General features: G+C 58.6%; 17 protein-coding genes. 13 read left to right on the top strand and 4 right to left on the bottom strand.

Annotated elements, in window-relative coordinates; all coding sequences use genetic code 11:
* Positions 1-23: 23 nt before the first annotated feature.
* The 7 genes from EKH79_RS13810 to EKH79_RS13780 all read left to right on the top strand — a co-directional run bounded on the left by EKH79_RS13810 (position 24) and on the right by EKH79_RS13780 (position 7,528).
* Positions 24-857: a Wzz/FepE/Etk N-terminal domain-containing protein gene (locus EKH79_RS13810; RefSeq protein WP_126674390.1), complete on the top strand. Its 834-nt coding sequence runs from the start codon at positions 24-26 to the stop codon at positions 855-857.
* A 98-nt stretch (positions 858-955) separates the two neighbouring features.
* Complete coding sequence (locus EKH79_RS13805; RefSeq protein ID WP_233590326.1) at positions 956-1,792, top strand: class I SAM-dependent methyltransferase; 837 nt, start codon at positions 956-958, stop codon at positions 1,790-1,792.
* 4 nt (positions 1,793-1,796) lie between these two features.
* Positions 1,797-3,029 carry an amidohydrolase family protein gene (locus EKH79_RS13800; protein ID WP_126674389.1) on the top strand — a complete coding sequence of 411 codons (1,233 nt, stop codon included), beginning with the start codon at positions 1,797-1,799 and terminating at the stop codon, positions 3,027-3,029.
* Positions 3,026-3,724: a class I SAM-dependent methyltransferase gene (locus EKH79_RS13795; protein ID WP_199754331.1), complete on the top strand. Its 699-nt coding sequence runs from the start codon at positions 3,026-3,028 to the stop codon at positions 3,722-3,724. The genes EKH79_RS13800 and EKH79_RS13795 overlap by 4 nt, the downstream gene beginning before the upstream one ends.
* A 22-nt stretch (positions 3,725-3,746) precedes the next feature.
* A complete protein-coding gene (locus tag EKH79_RS13790) occupies positions 3,747-5,261 on the top strand; it encodes a B12-binding domain-containing radical SAM protein (protein ID WP_126674387.1) in 1,515 nt (504 codons plus the stop codon).
* A 3-nt stretch (positions 5,262-5,264) separates the two neighbouring features.
* Positions 5,265-6,395, top strand: a complete 1,131-nt coding sequence (locus tag EKH79_RS13785) for a glycosyltransferase family 4 protein (protein ID WP_199754313.1) — start codon at positions 5,265-5,267, stop codon at positions 6,393-6,395.
* Positions 6,392-7,528, top strand: coding sequence for a glycosyltransferase family 4 protein (locus EKH79_RS13780; protein WP_126674386.1), 1,137 nt, complete (start codon positions 6,392-6,394; stop codon positions 7,526-7,528). The genes EKH79_RS13785 and EKH79_RS13780 overlap by 4 nt, the downstream gene beginning before the upstream one ends.
* Here EKH79_RS13780 and EKH79_RS13775 read toward each other — a convergent pair.
* Positions 7,511-8,740, bottom strand: a complete 1,230-nt coding sequence (locus EKH79_RS13775) for a nucleotidyltransferase family protein (RefSeq protein ID WP_126674385.1) — start codon at positions 8,738-8,740, stop codon at positions 7,511-7,513. The genes EKH79_RS13780 and EKH79_RS13775 overlap by 18 nt on opposite strands.
* Positions 8,715-10,211 carry a B12-binding domain-containing radical SAM protein gene (locus EKH79_RS13770; RefSeq protein WP_126674384.1) on the bottom strand — a complete coding sequence of 499 codons (1,497 nt, stop codon included), beginning with the start codon at positions 10,209-10,211 and terminating at the stop codon, positions 8,715-8,717. Before EKH79_RS13770 ends, EKH79_RS13775 begins: the two co-directional genes overlap by 26 nt.
* 215 nt (positions 10,212-10,426) lie before the next feature.
* Here EKH79_RS13770 and EKH79_RS13765 point away from each other — a divergent pair, with 215 nt between their 5' ends.
* The 4 genes from EKH79_RS13765 (at position 10,427) to EKH79_RS13750 (ending at position 14,896) form a co-directional block, all read left to right on the top strand.
* Positions 10,427-11,479, top strand: a complete 1,053-nt coding sequence (locus EKH79_RS13765; RefSeq protein ID WP_233590311.1) for a serine kinase — start codon at positions 10,427-10,429, stop codon at positions 11,477-11,479.
* Between the two features lie 55 nt (positions 11,480-11,534).
* Positions 11,535-13,253, top strand: a complete 1,719-nt coding sequence (locus tag EKH79_RS13760) for an ATP-binding cassette domain-containing protein (RefSeq protein ID WP_126674383.1) — start codon at positions 11,535-11,537, stop codon at positions 13,251-13,253.
* 88 nt (positions 13,254-13,341) lie between these two features.
* Positions 13,342-13,971 carry a class I SAM-dependent methyltransferase gene (locus EKH79_RS13755; protein WP_126674382.1) on the top strand — a complete coding sequence of 210 codons (630 nt, stop codon included), beginning with the start codon at positions 13,342-13,344 and terminating at the stop codon, positions 13,969-13,971.
* Between the two features lies 1 nt (position 13,972).
* A complete protein-coding gene (locus EKH79_RS13750) occupies positions 13,973-14,896 on the top strand; it encodes a PNPOx family protein (RefSeq protein WP_126674381.1) in 924 nt (307 codons plus the stop codon).
* A 6-nt stretch (positions 14,897-14,902) separates the two neighbouring features.
* On the opposite strand, the gene EKH79_RS13745 is transcribed toward EKH79_RS13750, so the two are convergent.
* Both EKH79_RS13745 and EKH79_RS13740 read right to left on the bottom strand, forming a co-directional pair.
* Positions 14,903-16,039, bottom strand: a complete 1,137-nt coding sequence (locus EKH79_RS13745) for an acyltransferase family protein (protein WP_126674380.1) — start codon at positions 16,037-16,039, stop codon at positions 14,903-14,905.
* Between the two features lie 64 nt (positions 16,040-16,103).
* Positions 16,104-16,775, bottom strand: coding sequence for a glutathione S-transferase family protein (locus EKH79_RS13740; RefSeq protein WP_126674379.1), 672 nt, complete (start codon positions 16,773-16,775; stop codon positions 16,104-16,106).
* Between the two features lie 127 nt (positions 16,776-16,902).
* Here EKH79_RS13740 and EKH79_RS13735 point away from each other — a divergent pair, with 127 nt between their 5' ends.
* A complete protein-coding gene (locus EKH79_RS13735; RefSeq protein WP_233590309.1) occupies positions 16,903-17,373 on the top strand; it encodes an Lrp/AsnC family transcriptional regulator in 471 nt (156 codons plus the stop codon).
* The gene (locus tag EKH79_RS13730) at positions 17,370-17,855 is read left to right on the top strand and encodes a GGDEF domain-containing protein (protein ID WP_126674377.1); all 486 of its coding nucleotides are present in this window, start codon (positions 17,370-17,372) and stop codon (positions 17,853-17,855) included. Before EKH79_RS13735 ends, EKH79_RS13730 begins: the two co-directional genes overlap by 4 nt.
* Positions 17,856-17,939 lie beyond the last annotated feature (84 nt).

Raw genomic sequence — 17,939 nt, 5'->3', positions numbered from 1 at the left:
CCATCCTTATGAACTTCGCATCCGTGGAACAAGACGACGTCTATCTGATCGATCTGTGGCGTGTTCTTGAACGCGAGTGGAAATGGTTTGTCGTGCCGTTGATTCTGATCGTCGCGCTGACCTTCACCTACCTCCAGGGCGTCAAGCGGCAATGGGAAGCGACGGCCTGGATACAGATCGGGCAGGTCGACACGGCGCCGATGGGGCAGGACCCCAAGGTCGAGCCGATGATGCGCGTCATCGATCGAATCCAGATGATTCCGTTTCAGAACGAGGTTGTCCGAAGCATCGGCCTGTCGCCCGATTCACCCGAGGCGCAACTGTATCGAAAGAGCCTGAAACTGGAGCCGCTCACGTATGAAGGGCCGCTTGTGAAGCTGCGAGTGCTGGCTACGTCTCCCGAACTTGCACGTCAACTGGCCTCGGCGACAGTGACGCAACTACAAACCGTGCATCAGAAACTCGAATCGGTGTCGTTGACGCTTGCGCAAGAACGCCTGCAAGAAGTGGACGCGGAATTGCAAAGTGCCACCGCGGCGCGCGATGCCGTGCAGGCGACCATCTTGCGCAGCGGATCCGGCGTTGTCGACAAGGATACGCAGGCATCCGCGCTGGCCGGCGTGCTTCTGGCAACTCGAAACCAGGAAATCCACGACCTGCAAATGGCGCGAGGCGAGCTCGTCAACCGCCTGAGCCCTGCCTATACCTACGAGACGGCGCTGATGTGGCCCGTCTATGTGCCCCGCAGTCCGGTGTTTCCGAATCCCGTCATGATTTTGGGCGGCGGAATTTTGGCGGCCCTTTTTCTCGGAACGCTCGTGGCTATTGGCAGAAACGCACTGCGACGTAAAAACTGACGTTTCCCGCTATGCGCGTTCAACCAAAGGCTTTGCACGAAGCACTCACTTAGCGAGCCTTTGGAACCGGTTGAGCGGAGATTGATGTGAGTAAGCCTTTGAAGCTTGAAACCGGAACGCGTGTCGATGCGCTGGATGAGACACAGCTGCTTCAGACGCAGCAAGCATTCGACAGTGTGGCTGCCGATTATGACGGTCCACGCGGCAATAACGAACTGATACAACGCATGCGTGTGACGCTATGGGACACCGTCTGTGCCGAGGTTCCCGCCGGGAGGCGCTTACTCGATCTTGGCTGCGGCACAGGCATCGATGCGTTTGAATTCGCGCGCCGCGGCTATGAGGTCGTCGCCAGCGACTGGTCGCCACAGATGGTCGAGCGTACGCGTGCTCGTGCGGTATCGGGCGGCTTGGAAGAACGCGTGAATGCAACGCATGTCGGCATTCATCAGCTGGAGCAAATCGACGACCGGTTCGACGCGATCTATTCCAATTTTGGCCCTTTGAATTGCGCCCCGGATTTGAATGCCGTTGCAGCACAGTGCGAACGCCTGCTGCGCCCCGGAGGCCTGTTGATCTTTTCGGTCATCGGCCGAATCTGCCCGTGGGAGATGGCGTACTACACCTTCAAAGGCCGCTTCCGGCGTGCAGCGATACGCGCTGCGCGCGGTGCAACGGCGGTCGGCATGAATCGCCACACGATCTGGACGTACTACTACAGCCCGCGCGAGTTTTATCGCGCGTTTACCGACCGCTTTACGCTGGAAAGCTATCGCGCCCTGAGCCTGTTCATGCCTCCGCCTTATCTGGTGGATTACTACCGCCGCCATCGCGCAGGATGCGAACGTCTCGGAAAGCTGGACGACCGGTTTGGTGCCATGCCGGTACTGCGCAATATGGGCGATCACTTTCTCATCGTGATGCGGCGGCGTTAATGCCATGAATGCGTTACCGGCAAGAACGAACGCCAGCTTGTGCCATGCGGGTATTGTCGAACCCGCAGGCGTTTTGCAGGCACCGCTATCGATTCGTGCCGGGTTGTTCGACGCGTCGCTCGCTGCATGGGCCTATCGGGTCGACTTGCGCGATCACCTTATTTTTCCCGGGCTGATCAACGCCCATGATCATTTGCACGTCAACGTCGTTCCGCCTCTGGTACAGGGCACGCCTTTCCCGAACAGTTACGCGTGGATCGAAGCGTTCCAGGCGCATTTCGAAAAGCCTGACGTCGTGGCGGCGTTGCGTGTGCCCAAGTCGCTGCGCATGCGGCATGGCGGACTCAAGAATCTGCTCGCTGGCACGACCTGTGTCGCGCATCACGATCCGTGGCATCCCTCGCTGGATGACGCCGATTTTCCCGTTGCACTGCTGCGCGACTATGGTTGGAGCTATGCGCTGGGCTGGCCTGACTACGGGCCGCCGGTCCAAGAGAGTTTCGCGGCAACACCCGCGACCCTTCCGTGGCTGATTCATCTAGCGGAAGGCACCGATGGTGTCGCGCAATCGGAGCTTGCGCAACTTGATCACCTTGGATGTCTCGCTTCCAACAGCGTGCTGATACACGGGGTCGGCTTGAGCGACGTGGACATCGAGCGCGTGATCGAAATCGGCGCATCCGTCGTCTGGTGCCCGGGTAGCAATCATGCGCTGCTCGGACGTACGCTCGATCCCAGGCGCCTTTGTGAGGCTGGCCGCCTGGCGTTGGGTAGCGACTCCCGGCTCAGCGGCGCACGCGATCTGCTCGAAGAACTTTGCCGTGTCATCGATAGCGCAGGATTGACGACCACTCAGTTGCTCAGCCTTGTCACGACACAAGCTGCATCCATGCTGCGTCTGCCATCACGTGGGCGCCTCGTGCCAGGCATGCATGCCGACATGGTGATTGTCGAAGACATGGGTGGCGATCCTATGCGTAGCCTTCTTGGCATCGAGCGCAGTCAGATTCGTGCGGTGGTTCGCGATGGCGTTCCTCAAATCGCCGATCCTGATTTCGCGGAATGGTTTGCGGCAACCGGCACGGAAACCGAGCGCGTCACGCTGGATGGCAAACCGAAGCTGCTTGCCAGGCATCTCGCCGACGCTGCACTTGTCGCGCTCGAGCCTGGTCTAGCGCTCGTTAACGACATGCGCGAAGAGGAATACGAACCCGTGTTGGAAGCGAGGTGTAGCTGATGCAAACGCCCATCCTCGCTCCGTCCAGGGCTTATGCACTTTGGGCTTCCACCTATCCGGCACGCGCGCACAATCCGGTGATGCTCGCTGAAGAGCGCGCGATGCTCGCACTGATGCCAGGAAATCTCGACGGCATCACCGTGCTCGATGCTGGCTGCGGTAGTGGACGTTACATGTTGCATGCCTGTGATCGCGGTGCGTTTCGCGTGATCGGCGTGGATCTGTCGCCGGAAATGCTCGAGCGCGCAAGCGAAGAGTTAAGCACCTACCGCAACAACACCGATATCGAACTGATGCAGGGCTGTCTTACGGATTTGCCCGTACCTGATGCATGGGCAGACCTGACCATCAGCGGCCTGGCGGTCGGGCACGTTGAAAACCTCGCGTTGGCGCTAGCGGAAATCAGTCGGGTAACGCGTCCCGGCGGCATCGTGTTGTGCAGCGATGTGCATCCGATCGGTCACGCACTCGGCTGGTTACGCGACTTCAAGCACGGCGGTGAACGCTACGCGGTAAGGCATACCCAACATCTCTACAGCCGCTGGCACACCGCGTGTGCGTCGGTCGGTTTAGCGATCGAGCAGGTGCTGGAACCTATGTTGAATCCTGCCGATATCCCCCCTGACGCACACTTCGATCGCGTTGCTATGGAGGTCCCTGTCGCACTTGTTTTTCAGCTGAGGCGAACCCCTTGAGTCCTCTTCTATCGACACACGCATGACATACAAGCCGAACACGCTACTGGTCAATCCGACGATTACGTCGCGCTCGAGCGCGCGGTTTCCGTTGTCGTTGCTGCATCTCTCCGCGGCACTGGATCGTACGGGCAACAGTCACATTATCGATGGCAACGTCGATCGCGATGTCGTGGATGAGACGTTGCAAGCGCTGGCAAGACAACCTGTCGATGCGGTTGGTATCAGTGTCATGGGCGGCCCGCAGATCGCACCGGCCATAGCCGTGTCGAAAGCCGTGCGCGAATACTTTCCCGAGAAGCCCATCATCTGGGGCGGTTACTTTCCGACGCTGTATACCGACACCGCGCTAACTGCACCTTACGTCGATTACGCGATACGCGGACAGGGCGAGGAAAGCTTTCCCGAGCTCGTCGCCGCACTGAACCATCCAACCGAAGAGGTGTTGGGCAAGATCGGCGGCCTGTCCTGGAAAAGTAGCGACGGCGTCCGGCACAACCCGAATCGCCGTTTCTCGATGGCCGATCCGGGCATCGTGCTGCCCTACGACAAGCTGGGCGATCCGCGCCGGTATCTGGCGCGCACTTTCCTTGGCCGACGGACGGCGGCGCATCAGGCAGCTGTGGGCTGCCGCTTCCGCTGCACCTTTTGCGGCGTCGCCGCGATGTTCGGCGGTAAGACGGCGTTGCCTTTTGCGGCCCGGCTGGAACGCGACCTGCGCTATCTGAAAGACGAACTCGGCGCGGATTCCATCCAATATTTCGATCACAACTTCTTCGATCGCGAGGAAGACATGATCCCGTTGCTCGAAATTATGGCGAAGCTGGAACTGCCGTGGTGGTGTTACGCGCGCTCCGATGCGCTGCTGAAGCTGTCGGACAGCACATGGAAACTGGTTCGCAAAAGTCGATTGCGCATGGCGTACATAGGCGCAGAATCGCCCAGCGGACAGATGCTGAAGGAAATTCGCAAAGGCACACGGCCGGATCAGACATTGGAAGTGGCTGAGCTCTGCAGGCGGCACGGCGTGATTCCCGAGCTTTCTTTCATGGTTGCACCTCCGGAAAATACCGAGGAGGAAACCGAACATACCTTCGAATTCATCCGCGAATTGAAACGGATCAATCCGCAATCGGAAATTGTTGTCTACGTGTACACGCCGCTACCGGAAAGCAGCAAGCACGAAAAGGATCGCGGTAAGCGGGCGTCCATGCCGTTGCTGGATCTGCACGGCAACCCGGTCATGTTTCCAAAGACGCCGGAGGAATGGACCGAGCAACGCTGGGTCGATTACGCCTGCCACGCCGACGCGCCGTGGGTGACCGACTCGATGCGCCGTCGCATTCGCGATTTCGTCACCGTCCTGCGTTGCCGTTTTCCCACCGCGCAGGATTTGCGTTCACCGCGCTGGGCCAAACGAACGCTGAGTGCCGCGGCAGCGTGGCGCTATAGCTATCGCAAATACAACAAGCCATGGGAGCTGGAATTGGCCAACCGTCTTGTGCGCCTTCGCGTGCCACAGGTTTCGGGGCTTTAGCGCATGACGGCCTTGCACGTTGCGCAGATCAACTTTGTGCCGGTTCCCCATGGAACGAGTGGTACTGACGTTCTTCAGCGCTGGCCTTCATTGGTCGATGTTGCGGAAGCCGCGGCGACTTCGGGCGCGCGTGTCTCGGTTATTCAGGCGGCCACGAACGCCGAACACATTGAACGCAACGGCATCACTTACCACTTCACTCACAGCCGTACTGACGATTCAATGCACCTCAGGGCGAATCACTTCAGCAGCCTGCTTGAGGAACTCAATGCAGACGTCCTGCACGTGCATGGACTGGATTTCGCCGAAGATGCGTTCGCCATATCGAAGCGACTGCCGAACTTGCCGATTCTTTTTCAGGATCATGCCAATCGTCCCCCACGCTGGTGGCGAAGGCCGCAATCGCGCCGCTGGTACAGTGCGGCCTCGGGCGTCGCCTTTACGACGACCGAGTTGGCGGCGCCTTTCATAAAAAAGGGCCTGCTTCGTCCCGATTCAAACGTTTTCGCGATACCCGAGTCCACCTGCCGCTTTACGCGTGGCAGCCGCGCGCGCGCGCGCGCGGAAACGGGCTTGCATGGCGACCCCTGCGTTCTTTGGGTTGGTCATCTGAATCAGGGCAAGGATCCGCTCACCGTACTCGATGGGATTGCACGTGCCGCCGAAGCGTTGCCAGGTTTACAACTTTGGTGCGTGTTCGGAAATGCGCCGTTGCTCGCCGATGTACAACGCCGCATCCAGCGCGATTCGCATCTTGCCGGACGCGTCCATCTGCTAGGGCAGCTACCTCACGAACGCATCGAATGGTTGATGCGTGCGGCGGATTTGTTTGTATCGGGCAGCCACAGCGAAAGTTGCGGCTACGCGTTGCTGGAGGCTATGGCCTGCGGCATAACCCCGGTCGTCACCGATATTCCATCGTTTCGTGCCTTGACCGGTGATATCGGCCAACTTTGGCATTGCGGCAATTCCGACAGCCTTAGCGAGGCGTTGATCCGCGCGGCTGCAAATCGCGCTTCACCCGAGCGCGTGAGAGCGCACTTCGACAACATCTTGTCGCCGAGTGCGCTTGGCCGCCAATGGGCGGCCGCCTACGCAACGGTGATCGACACACATAGACGGAGGGCAGCGTGAAGATAGCGCTCGTCCTGCCAGGCGGTGTGGATCGCTCGGGCGAATACCGTGTGATTCCGGTGTTTCTCGCGCTGATCCGGCGCCTCGCCCAAGCCCATGAGGTGCATGTCTTCGCACTGCGGCAAGAGGCGCAGGCGGATTGCTGGCAGCTTGCCGGCGCCACCATCCACAACATTGGCGATGAGAGAACGCGCTGGCGAGCGATTGAAGCGATTCGTGTGGAACACGCTCGTGCGCCTTTCGATCTGATCCAGGCGATCTTTTCAGGGTCATGCAGCTTTGTAGCGGTGGTCGCGGCAAAGCTGTTGCGATTGCCGAGCCTGGTGCATATCGCGGGCGGTGAACTCGCCGAACTGCATGAGATTGGATACGGCGGCCGACGCAAATGGTGGAGCCGGTTACGCGAAGCGTTGGTGTTGCGTAAGGCAGATATCGTTACGGCGGCGAGTGCGCCAATCATGGATTCGTTGCGCACGCTGGGTATTCGCGGACGTCGCGTACCGCTCGGGGTCGACCTGCGTGTTTGGGCGCCGCTGGCACCACGCACACGGCAGGAAAAACAGGCTCATCTGATCCATGTTGCCAGTCTCAATCGCGTCAAGGATCAGACAACGCTTCTGCAAGCACTTTGCGAGCTACGTGGCGCGGGAATGGATTTTCGAATGGATATCGTCGGCGTCGATACGCTGGACGGCGAGATGCAAATGCTGGCGACTCGGCTTGGATTGGATGAGTGCGTTCGGTTTCTCGGCTTCAAGACGCAGACCGAGTTACGAAACATCATGCAGTCGGCTGATCTGCTCGTGATGTCGTCACTGCACGAAGCAGGCCCCTTGGTATTGCTGGAAGCTGCCGTTGCGGGTGTACCCACGGTCGGCACGAATGTGGGTCACATCGCCGAATGGTCGCCGGCCGCGGCGCTGGCTGTTCCAATCGGCGATCCGGATGCGTTGGCACGGGCTGTCCACATCGTATTGACAGACGAATCGCTGCGCTTGCGACTGGCCAGTGAAGCGCAACGCCGGGCGATCACTGAAGACGCCGATTGCACAGCACGGACATTCGAAGCGTTGTATGGGCAACTGTTGACGTCGTATCGCAGCGAGCGCTTGAAATCAGTGCTGACTCGCTAAAGCCGGCGATTCCAGCGCCGAGCGAACCACATAAAGTGTATCCATGCGCGGTATGGGTTGTGTCAGCCACATGATCATGCGGCGGCGCTGCGGCAGCGTGACCCAGCTCTTCTCCTGCAGCCACGCCTGGGTGCGCACCATATCTGCGCGCTCCTTGATCATCTCGGCATCGGGCCTGATGCGACGGCGCACATAACGCCATGCTTCGGAAAAGCTATTGGACCATTCGAGCCCAGGTACCGCGTGTAACCACAATTCCGAGCACGAAAGCTTGGTCAGCGTCTGACGCTTTGAAATCGTGCGCAGCCACATAGGGCAATCTCGCTCGGTGCGATCGAGTACCGCATCGGGAATGGCGTGGCGGTAATAGCGATCCACCAGTTGGAGCGTCGGAAAAGCCCACCATGCCGACTCGTCGCCGCGTTCTCCCCACAACACGCTCCAGTCTTCGGCCGACATGCGTGTCGCCAGCAGCGATATGTCGTTGAGGTGAATAAGGCGCGCGCTTCGATGGCATAAATTGCCCGAAGCATGCAGAAGCAGATGGCTCATCATCGCCCCGAGCGACGGATATGCGTTCAAGCCGGGCTTTGGATCGCGCGGAAAGATGCGATGCGTGATACCGATCGTGGAGACCGGCAAGCGCTCCTGAATATGCGTGTGCAATTCGATATTGATGGGGGTATCGCGGTGTTCGCCAAGGCTGAAACACGGCTCACCCGCGACGGGTTTGAATGCACGATGCTTCCACTGCTTGAACGATTCCTCGTAACCCAGTTGGCATAGCAACACCGACATGTTGGCCGCGTCCTCTTCACACACCAACAAATCGATGTCGGCCATGGGCCGCTCGCCGGGTGCATACAGACCCATCGCGTGAAGCGCCGATCCCTTCAGCGGGACAACCACGATTCCCGCGGAGCACGCCTTCTCATCGATCTGCTGCAGCAACGAAACAATGCGCCGATGGCGTAGCTCGACATGTTCGCGCTGTTCGGCGAGAAACGCCTGCCAGCCAGCGTGTTGCCACCGCGAAAACTGACTCAGCAGTGGCGACACGCCGTGTGCTGCCGCCGTCGCCATCGCAAGCTGCCATTGAAGGTCATTCCAGGTAGGCGTTGGATTGCCCGGCCGCGCCTGCGCAAGTTCGCGGGCTAGCGCCTCCGTCGCGACCCGCAGGCCGGCCTTAACCGTTTTGAGCGGTGGCAGCATGCTGCGGTTCCCTTAAATGCAAAGCGGCCGTGGGGTGTTCGGTGCGATGTGCACCCTCGACGGCGATCAACGCATCCCATTGCGCATCCAGTTCGGCCACCGCCGCGTTGTAACGATCCGGCTCTTGCGAGTGTTTCGATTGCTGGATCGTCACCTGCTCGTGGAGAAGGTTGCGTATTTGCCGATAGAAGTCGGAGTCGTACGCGCCGCGGAACATCATGGCCAGGTCGTCGCTGTCCTGCCAATGGGTTTTCTTGCCAAGCTGCGCTTTGACTTTTTCGTAAAACTTCGTGCCCGGCAATGGGTAGGAAACACTCACGCCAATATCATCGGGCGCGGCCCTGGCGATCAGTTCGCGCGTTGCGAGCAGGTCATTGAGCTGTTCGCCCAGGTATCCGAGCTGAATAAAGAAGCCGACGCGAATGCCGCGACTTCCCAGGCGTTCCCTTGCTGCAATCAGCTCCGCGACATTCGTGCCCTTGGTCATGGCATCGAGCACGCGTTGGCTGCCGCTTTCGGCACCGATCCATGCTTCGGCGCATCCGGCTTTTTGCAACGCATTGGCCATGCGTTCGCTGATCAGGTCAGCGCGCGTCTGGATGGTGAACGGAATCGATCCGTCGGATTCGTCCAGATACTGGGCAAACTCCGCGACCCAGTCGACGTGAAAACCGAAGATGTCGTCGGCCATCCAGATGTGATCGGGTTTGAAGGTTTGCTTCAGGTACGTCATTTCCGCAGCCATGTCCTGCGCACTGCGTTGTTTGTAGTGATTTCCCCAAATGGGTTTCGCGCACCAATTGCAACGGAAGGGGCACCCGCGCGATCCAGCCATGTTCAGGCTGAAATAGCCATGGCGGTCCAGCCACATCGCGCGATACTTTTCGATGTCGACGAGATCCCACGCAGGGCGAGTGACCAGTCTCGGATCAGGAGGCTGTACGCCAATGCGTGTGATGTGCGTTTGTTCGCTCAAAACCGAAGCGACACCCGCGATGCCGGACACCCACGTTGCGTTATCGATCGTCGGCTCGCGATCCAACCGCTCCATCAGCGCGGCGAGTGCCGCGATGCCTTCGCCGATAAGCACAACATCGGCGCCCGCACCAAGGAACGCGTCGGGCTGATCGGAAGCATCGGAACCCGCAACGATCACGCGCGCGCCCGCCGCATGCGCTTTGGCGATCATCTGACACGCCGCCTCGCGCATGCGGGCCAGGCACATCTTGGTCAGGAAGTTGAAGTTGTCTTCGTAGAGCAATACGACATCCGGTTGCGCCGCATGCACGGAAGCGTCGTAGTCTTCGACGCCTTCGGCGAGCATGGCGTCGAACAGCGTGACGTCATGGCCCATCTGCCGCAGCAGTGCGGCGACGTGAATCGTGGCCAGCGGCGGGTAGGGTTTGCCACGTTCCCACTGTTTTCGGTCATACGTGAGTAGGTAGGAGTGGCCGACCTGAATTTTTAGCATTGCGAGAGCGCCTTGAGCGATACCCTGGATAGCCATGCAATGCCGTCGCCGACAGCACAGTCGCTTCAGCGTTCTTCATTGCATGGCAGTAAGTGCCGTCAAGTCGATTCGCGGTTGCTTGGTGCAACGATCCCGGCGTGCCTTTCGGGGAGAAGCGCGGGCAACCTTCAGGTGGAAACAGGGCACTCACGGGCAAAACCACGAGGATTAGCCGCGTGCCGGATTGTGCAGAATTGGAATCCATCCGGCAGAGCGTCCCGGAGTACGAAGATCACGCCGATCTTGTCGCCGATCCATTTTTCGAGCGTTTGGGCACTACGCGCTGTCTCAGCAAGCAGATACTCGGCGGCCGCTTTTTTTTCAGCAGTCAAAACGACGCGCTGCTGGATCTCGTGGAAACGACATACGGTGGTTTGCCCGGTTACGTCCTGTCAGGCGACCCATCGGAATTTCACGTCGAGCTGCGGCTTGTACCTCGCGCGCATCGTGCCACCCGCACGCCGCCTCTTGTGCAGATGCAGTCGGGCGCGGGGCTGCTATGCGGTGTCATGGACGCGTCGAATTACGTCGTGTTGATGCCAGCTCAGCGCAAGGCGCTGATCGTGGCCTCCGAAGACATGCTGATCGAGCCCTATCATCTGCGCTATGAGCTAATCGAATTCGCGGTCTTCGCGCTCGCTACGCGCGGCATGGGTCTGGTCCCGTTGCATGGCGCGTGCGTGGGACGAGATGGACGGGGCTTGCTGCTGCTGGGCGCAAGCGGTTCGGGCAAATCGACACTGGCATTGAACAGCTTGTTGCATGGCCTCGATTTCCTGGCTGAAGACGCAGTCTTCGTACAATCCGATGATTTATTGGCCACGGGCGTACCCAACTATCTGCACGTGAGGGCAGACGCGCTGCCGCTTATCGAAGAAGAATACGTACGGCGCTGGATATGTTCGGCGCCTGTCATCCGTCGGCGTAGCGGTGTGGAAAAGTTCGAGATCGATCTGCGAACCAGCCTGGGGCGCTTGGCTGAAGCGCCCATGATATTGAAGGGAGCGGTGTTTCTTTCCGCTCAACCCGTTGACGGATCAAATGCGTCGCTAAAGAGGCTGCCGAGCGACAAAGCTGTCGCGCGACTCGACGCAGATCAACCGTACGCAGCCGGACAACCCGGCTGGCAAGCCTTCACGCGGCAATTGGTGGAGACGGGTGTGTATGAATTGCGCCGTGGCCGGCATCCACAGGCATCCGTGGACGCACTGCTGCCGCTACTCGCATGAATCAAACGGCAACCTTCTGTATGAACAAGCGCGCGACTGAAACGAGCTTTCGGTCATGACAGCCCCTTCGTCTTCAGCAAAAAATCAATGGCGCTTGTTGGCGCAAACACTCGATCAAGTGAGCCTCGCGAAGATCGTCGCATACGTTCTGTTGTCTTTAGGCAGCGCATTGACCGGCAGCCTAGCCGCGGTGTTATTAGTTCCCCTGGTTCAACCGGGACATGCGTTGCCGATCATCTCCAGGCTGTTCCATGTAGAGGCGAATGTCTATGTGGATGCAGCCGTTTTCGCCGTAATAACAGCCGCTTTCGCCATCTTGCGATGGGCAACCACTCGATTGGCGGCAAGTCTATCAAGCTCCTATAGCCTGACACTGCGTCAACGTGTTCACGCGAAGCTTATCGACGCCCCACTAACTTCCCTCGCAGACGCGACGTCTGCAGAGATCGCCAACGTACTTACTTACAACGTCGAAGTGATCACGCAAGGCTTCAACGCGTTACTGCTTTTGCTGGCAGCTGGTTTTACCTGTCTTGTCAGCATTTGTTTCGCGCTGTGGTTTTCTCCAACGCTGGTGCTGGCTGCGCCGTTGCTAGCGGTGTTTGGCCTGATAGCCGCGCGTATCAGTAGTCGCGAGCAATCGCTTGTGGGGCGGCAGTACGTGGCCGATTTGACGCGACTGTTTTGGCACAGCGAAGATTTCCCGCGGCGTCTTCGCCATGTTCGTTCCTTTCAACGGGAAGCCTCTGAAAAGGCCAGTTACGGCGCGATCTCTGCGCAATTGGCGCAAGGTTATCGTCATCAGCTAAACATCATTGCGTCCGGAAGACTGATACTCGAGCTGCTGGCAGCCATCGGCGTCGCCTCGCTGTTTATTCTCGCCTATCGATTGCACGGCGTTGATCAATCGTCCCTGATCGCCGTCTGCCTGTTGTTGGGTCGCTTGCTGCCCTACCTGGTCTCAACGCGCCAAAGCTTCCAGCAATTGCATGTGGCAGCTCCCGCGTTCGAGCTCTGGCAGAAGTATGTACATCTTGTTCCGGAACACACGTCGGCGTCAGTTGTTGAGGAGAAGCTCGAGAACGACACGTTGTTTATCGAACGAATGCGGATAACACCGCCCTCCATGGGTATCGAGATCCGCCATTTCCCGCTGGTTCCCGGCGAACTGACCTTGATCTGCGGCGATTCCGGTATCGGCAAGAGCAGTCTGATCGACGTGCTGGCCGGCATGATGAAACCGGAGGCCTTTGTGGCAAGCGTCAACGGCCGCTCCCTCGATTTTTCCGAATATCGAGAACGCGTAAGCAAAGGCGCGTACGTCAGCCAGAACGTGCGCCCATGGCAGAACTCGATACGCGACAGTCTGCTTTGGGCGGCGCCGAACGCTACCGACGAGATGCTATGTTCGGCATTGAGCGACGTCGGCCTTGGAAAGCGCTTAAGTGAATCGCGCCACAAACTCGATACGGCGCTGAATAATTCCTCGAGCCGCCTTTCCGGAGGTGAGCTGCAGCGCTTGCTGCTCGCCCAGGTCATTCTGAGAAAACCCTATCTGGCACTGCTTGATGAAGCGACGAGCGCGCTGGATGTGAAATCGGAATTGGACGTGCTTTCCGCATTGAAGCGTCGACTTCCGCAGACCATCATCGTTGTGGTGTCGCATCGAAACGGCATTGCGTCCATGGCGGATCAGTGCCTCACCATCGACGAAAATCGTGAGGCAAGCATTGTCCGGAAAGAAGACTCAAAGCGCTCGGCGCTCCAGAACTAAGAAGCAACCTTCCCCGATTTAACGGTCACTCACTCGGACAAGACCCCGTCAGCCTGCGCTTGAGGGACGCCAAACGCGCGTCGACGCTATGCATACTGGAGAGCAGTACCACACCGTCATTCTGAACTCTAGGCGAGATCGCCTGGTGCGCGAGAGGTTTCAGAACATGGCGCTGAAGCTACTGGGCAAAGGTGCGGATGTTCTGGACTTTGGTGCCGGCACCGGCATTGACGCGAAGGCTTACGCCGCTCACGGACACCCGACGTTCGTGTATGAACCGTCGGAGGCGATGCGTGAGTACATGGAGCATCATTGCAGCGACGAAATCGCCCGCAAAACGATTACCAAAGTGGGCTCGCCGCTCGCGTGTACAGTGCAAGCCGTTACGGCAAACTTTGCGGTACTCAATCACATTGCGGATCACCAGGTACTTTTCGAGGAATTCTCGCGTGTGGTTCGCCGCGATGGATTTGTGCTGATCAGCATGCTCAATCCGTATTACCTCGGCGACGCGCGTTACGGCTGGTGGCGGTCGAATCTCATAAATCTTATGCGTCGCGGCCGCTATGCGATCGCGAGTGAGAGTCACATCCATCGCTTTACGCCGCGCGTCGTTGCGCGGGCGGCCGCACCCTATTTCCGGCTGGAGCGTGTCACACCGCGTGGTTTTGGCATGGCCACGCATCTCTACATGTTTTTGCTATTTCGGCGGACCTGACATGTGGAAAGATTGGATCAGACCGTTCGTGCGTCCATTGCCGCAATGGTCCACGGTTGCCATTGCCCCCACGTCGCGGGCGGTTACGGCCACCCTGCATGGGGACGACGCCTCGGTGGATGTCACCGCGGACCACACCGTGGCATCGCTCAAACCGTTGGTGATCGCGACCAGCGTTGATGCTGGAGAACGTCCTTTACTCGAATACACGGACAGTACGACGCAGAGGTTGCTAGGCGTTTTGCATCTTGTGCGAATGGCACCCGTCACCACCGATAAAGCGTCTATTTCGCTCTATCAGGTTGAAGGGGGCGAGCATTACTGCCTCAGCTGGCTACGGCGCTCGTGGAACGCGTGGCTTCAGAACCGCCTGATGTTGAAAAGCCGTGCGCCGCATCACCTTGCGATGGACCCTTCCGCCGTACAGCAGCTGATGACGGCGTATCTGCATCCACGGCCGGTTGTCCTTGTCTCGCTCGATGCGCCGGGCCATCAAAACATCTTTCCGATGGATTTGATCGGGCCGCTCGAGCGCAGCGGACTTTTTTCCCTCGCACTGCGCAGCACTAATGTTTCAGAACCCGTCATGCGCGAAGTGCGGCAGGTCGCTTTGTCCAGCATTCCCGCTGCGATGAAGAATGTCGTTTACAAGCTTAGCGAACATCATAAGCAACCACTGTCGGACTGGAATGCGCTTCCTTTTCCAGTGCGGACGTCGCGCGAATTTGGTATTCCTGCCGTCTCCTCAGCGCTACATATTCGTGAGTTGGCTGTTTTGCATAGCCAAACCATCGGTTCGCACACATTTTTCCTCTGCCGCATCGCCTCTGACGAAGATTTGGCAGAGGGACTCCAGCTGCATCACACGGCGGGCTTTCATCAAGCTTATCGCCGCAAGCGGAACATGCCTTTTGCAGAGGTTTAAGTCGATCTAGCATGCACGCTCTAGCGTGCGCGACCTTGCAGGCATTCGGATGCGCAGCAACCCCTTGCGCGCCCAGGAAGAAATCGGAGCTTCGACGTAACGAAACGTCAGCCATGCAACGATCACTGCAAGCGCCGGACGCGTTATAAAAAGCAATGCATTGGATACTTCGTGCGCGATGGGAATGGCGCCGATGACGCGCTGCGCAACTTCAAAGACGTAAACGTGGACCAGATAGAGCGAATAGGAGATATTTCCCAGCCACACAGACCACGAGGGCACATTGATCGCGCCGACTTTTGCCAGCATTCCAACCCCAAAAAACAAGATGGCCATGGGTAGAGCCCATCCACGAGGACCAAAGAAGTTTACTAAGCCGATGCGATGCCACCCTATCAACAACAGCATCGTAGACACCACAACCGCTGCATAGATCACCCAAACGCGACGGAACTTGAAGTCAGCGACATAGAGCCATCCGGCGATCATGCCAATAATGAAATCCCAGACGATGGGATTGATGGCAAGGTTCGCATACCTGCACCATTCCACTAGTGGTTGCGAAGCGACATTCAGACTGTAGTTTCCGCGAAGTAGCGGAATGGCCACCAGCGTCAAGACAAACCATGCAGTCATGACCACATAGCGCCATCGCCCGAAAAGCATGCACGCGGCGAACAACATGTAGAAATAGCACTCGAAGCACAACGTCCACGCGACACCCGCGGCCATCTGAAAATAAATGCCCGACGCGCCTGGATTGTGCGGAATGAAAGCCAGCCCCTCCAGATAGGGAAGCACAACGGAGGGATCGAAAAAGCCATGCACGCCGTGTTCCACCAGAAGCGCTACGGGTGTCACCACCGCGAACAATGGCCATATTCTGGACGCCCGCTTGGCTATGAACCGCCATGCGTACGCCTTGCTCCCGTCGAAGTTCCGGGTGGTGAACATCATCAGAAAACCACTGATGATGAAGAACAGATCCACGCCCATGCCCAAAGGCAATAGCACGTGATCCGCGACGACTTTTCCCGACGCGGTGTCCATCAACACGCTGCGGCTGTGCACCATCACGACCATGAACGCCGCGGCACCCCGCAGCGCTTGAACCCATTCCAGCTTGTTCTCTTGCGCCACCATCCAGGTGAGTGCTTACTTGCACCTGTTTCGGTTGAGTCGGTGCCGCCTTTGCAGATGCAGCAGATCAACCGATAGCGGCGGTACGGGGAATTCCAGAAACATCGGGCGTTACAAGTGGTTGATCGACCGTATCGCCGCTCAACCTCGTGGCGGTCATCGAAGTGCGCGAGCAGAAGCGATCGTACCAATGGGACAAGCGAGGGCGTGTCGCCTGGAAGACGTAGACGTTTCGGAATGCGATCCAGCTCAATGCCGTGGCGAGCGCGATATCGCCGATATCCACATTTTCTTCGTTTGCAATGTTTGCTTCCAGATAGTCGCAAGAGGCGATGACCTTCTGCAGATAACCTTCGAGCAAAGGTGGCCATCGCACCGCTTCAGGGCGCCGCTCCATCTCCCATCTCACGGCGATGCCCGCATCGGCGAGCCCGGTGGCGATGGCCTGGTTGCGTAGCGCCCGAAAGCGAACAGCCGGTGTAGACGGAATGAGCTTTCGGCCCTCGTGCAGGCCGTCCAGGTACTCGCAGATCACGTTTGAATCGAACAGTACCGTTTGATCGTCGCAGATCAGCACCGGCACCTTCCCGAGCGGATTGAGCGCAAACACCTCTTCATTGCGCTGTACGGGGCTGGTTTCGTGGTGAACGACTTCGATTCGATCGGCAAGCCCGGCTTCATGGGCAAACACGAGAACTTTTCGCGCATAGGGCGAATGGGATTGGTACAGAAGCTTCATGAGGCAGTCACCGTGAGCTGTTCCAGCAACGGGCTATGTTAGAGTCCGCGCAAGCGGCCAGACCGCGCCTTTTGGCAATATCGCGCGCCTTTTCCCTGCCTTGAAGTGTCATCACGCATAAATATCTATGGAACTGGACAAGCTCGATCGACGCATCCTCGCCATCCTGCAGAAGGATGCGCGCCGGCCCGCGGAACTGATGGGCGCCGACGTCGGGTTGTCTGCCTCGGCCGTGCAGCGCCGCATCGCCCGCATGCGCGAAGAGGCGGTGATCACCGCGGAAGTGGCGCTGGTCGATCCCAAGCAAGCCGGACGACCCTTGACCATGATCGTGGACGTCGAAGTGGAACGAGAGCGGCCCGAGTTACTGGCGAGCCTCAAGCAATGGATCGCTGCCGAACCCTGTATACAGGAAGCGTGGTACGTGACGGGGGCCGGCGATTATGTGCTGATCGTCGTAGCGCGTGACGTCGACGACTTCGAAGCGCTGATGCAACGATTGGTCGTAGATAACGCCAACGTTCGCCGTTTCCAGACCAGGGTGGCGTTGAGTACACTCAAACGAGGCATGTTTGTGCCGATGGATATCTCGCCTTGAACAATCCGGTTATTCCAAACCGTCATGCATTCGATGAGCTCTTCGCGCGCGAATGGGCGATCTCGCAACGCGAGGAACACGACATCAGCGTTCTGATGGTCGATATCGACAGATTCAGCCAATACAACGATGTTTATGGGCACGCCACCGGCGATCTATGCGTCGGCACAGTCGCCCGATTGCTCGCCGGATCGTTACGTCAGCCATCCGACTTCATCGGTCGTTATGACGGGGCGACATTCGTCGTGCTGCTTCCCGCCACGCCGATCGAGGGGGCGGAAAGAGTGGCCATTCGCATGAGCAGGGCGATTTACGACGCGGATCTGTTGCACATCCAGGGCATTGGCGGCCGAGTCACCGTAAGCATCGGCGTCGCTTCGAAACGCGGGGACGACGAGGTGGCCAAAACGCTGCTCGATCGCGCCGATGCAAATCTTCACTACGCGAAATCGCAAGGACGTAATCAGTACTGGATGGGTTGACGCTGCATACGGGGCAACACCGATCACCGCGGTTTTTTGGCGGTATACGCAGCGGGCAGGCGGGACTGATTGGCAAGTCTCATC

Origin of the sequence: Dyella dinghuensis, from assembly GCF_003977615.1 — a bacterium.
Classification (GTDB): Bacteria; Pseudomonadota; Gammaproteobacteria; order Xanthomonadales; family Rhodanobacteraceae; genus Dyella_B; species Dyella_B dinghuensis.
This window is presented reverse-complemented; position numbering and strand designations above follow the sequence as displayed.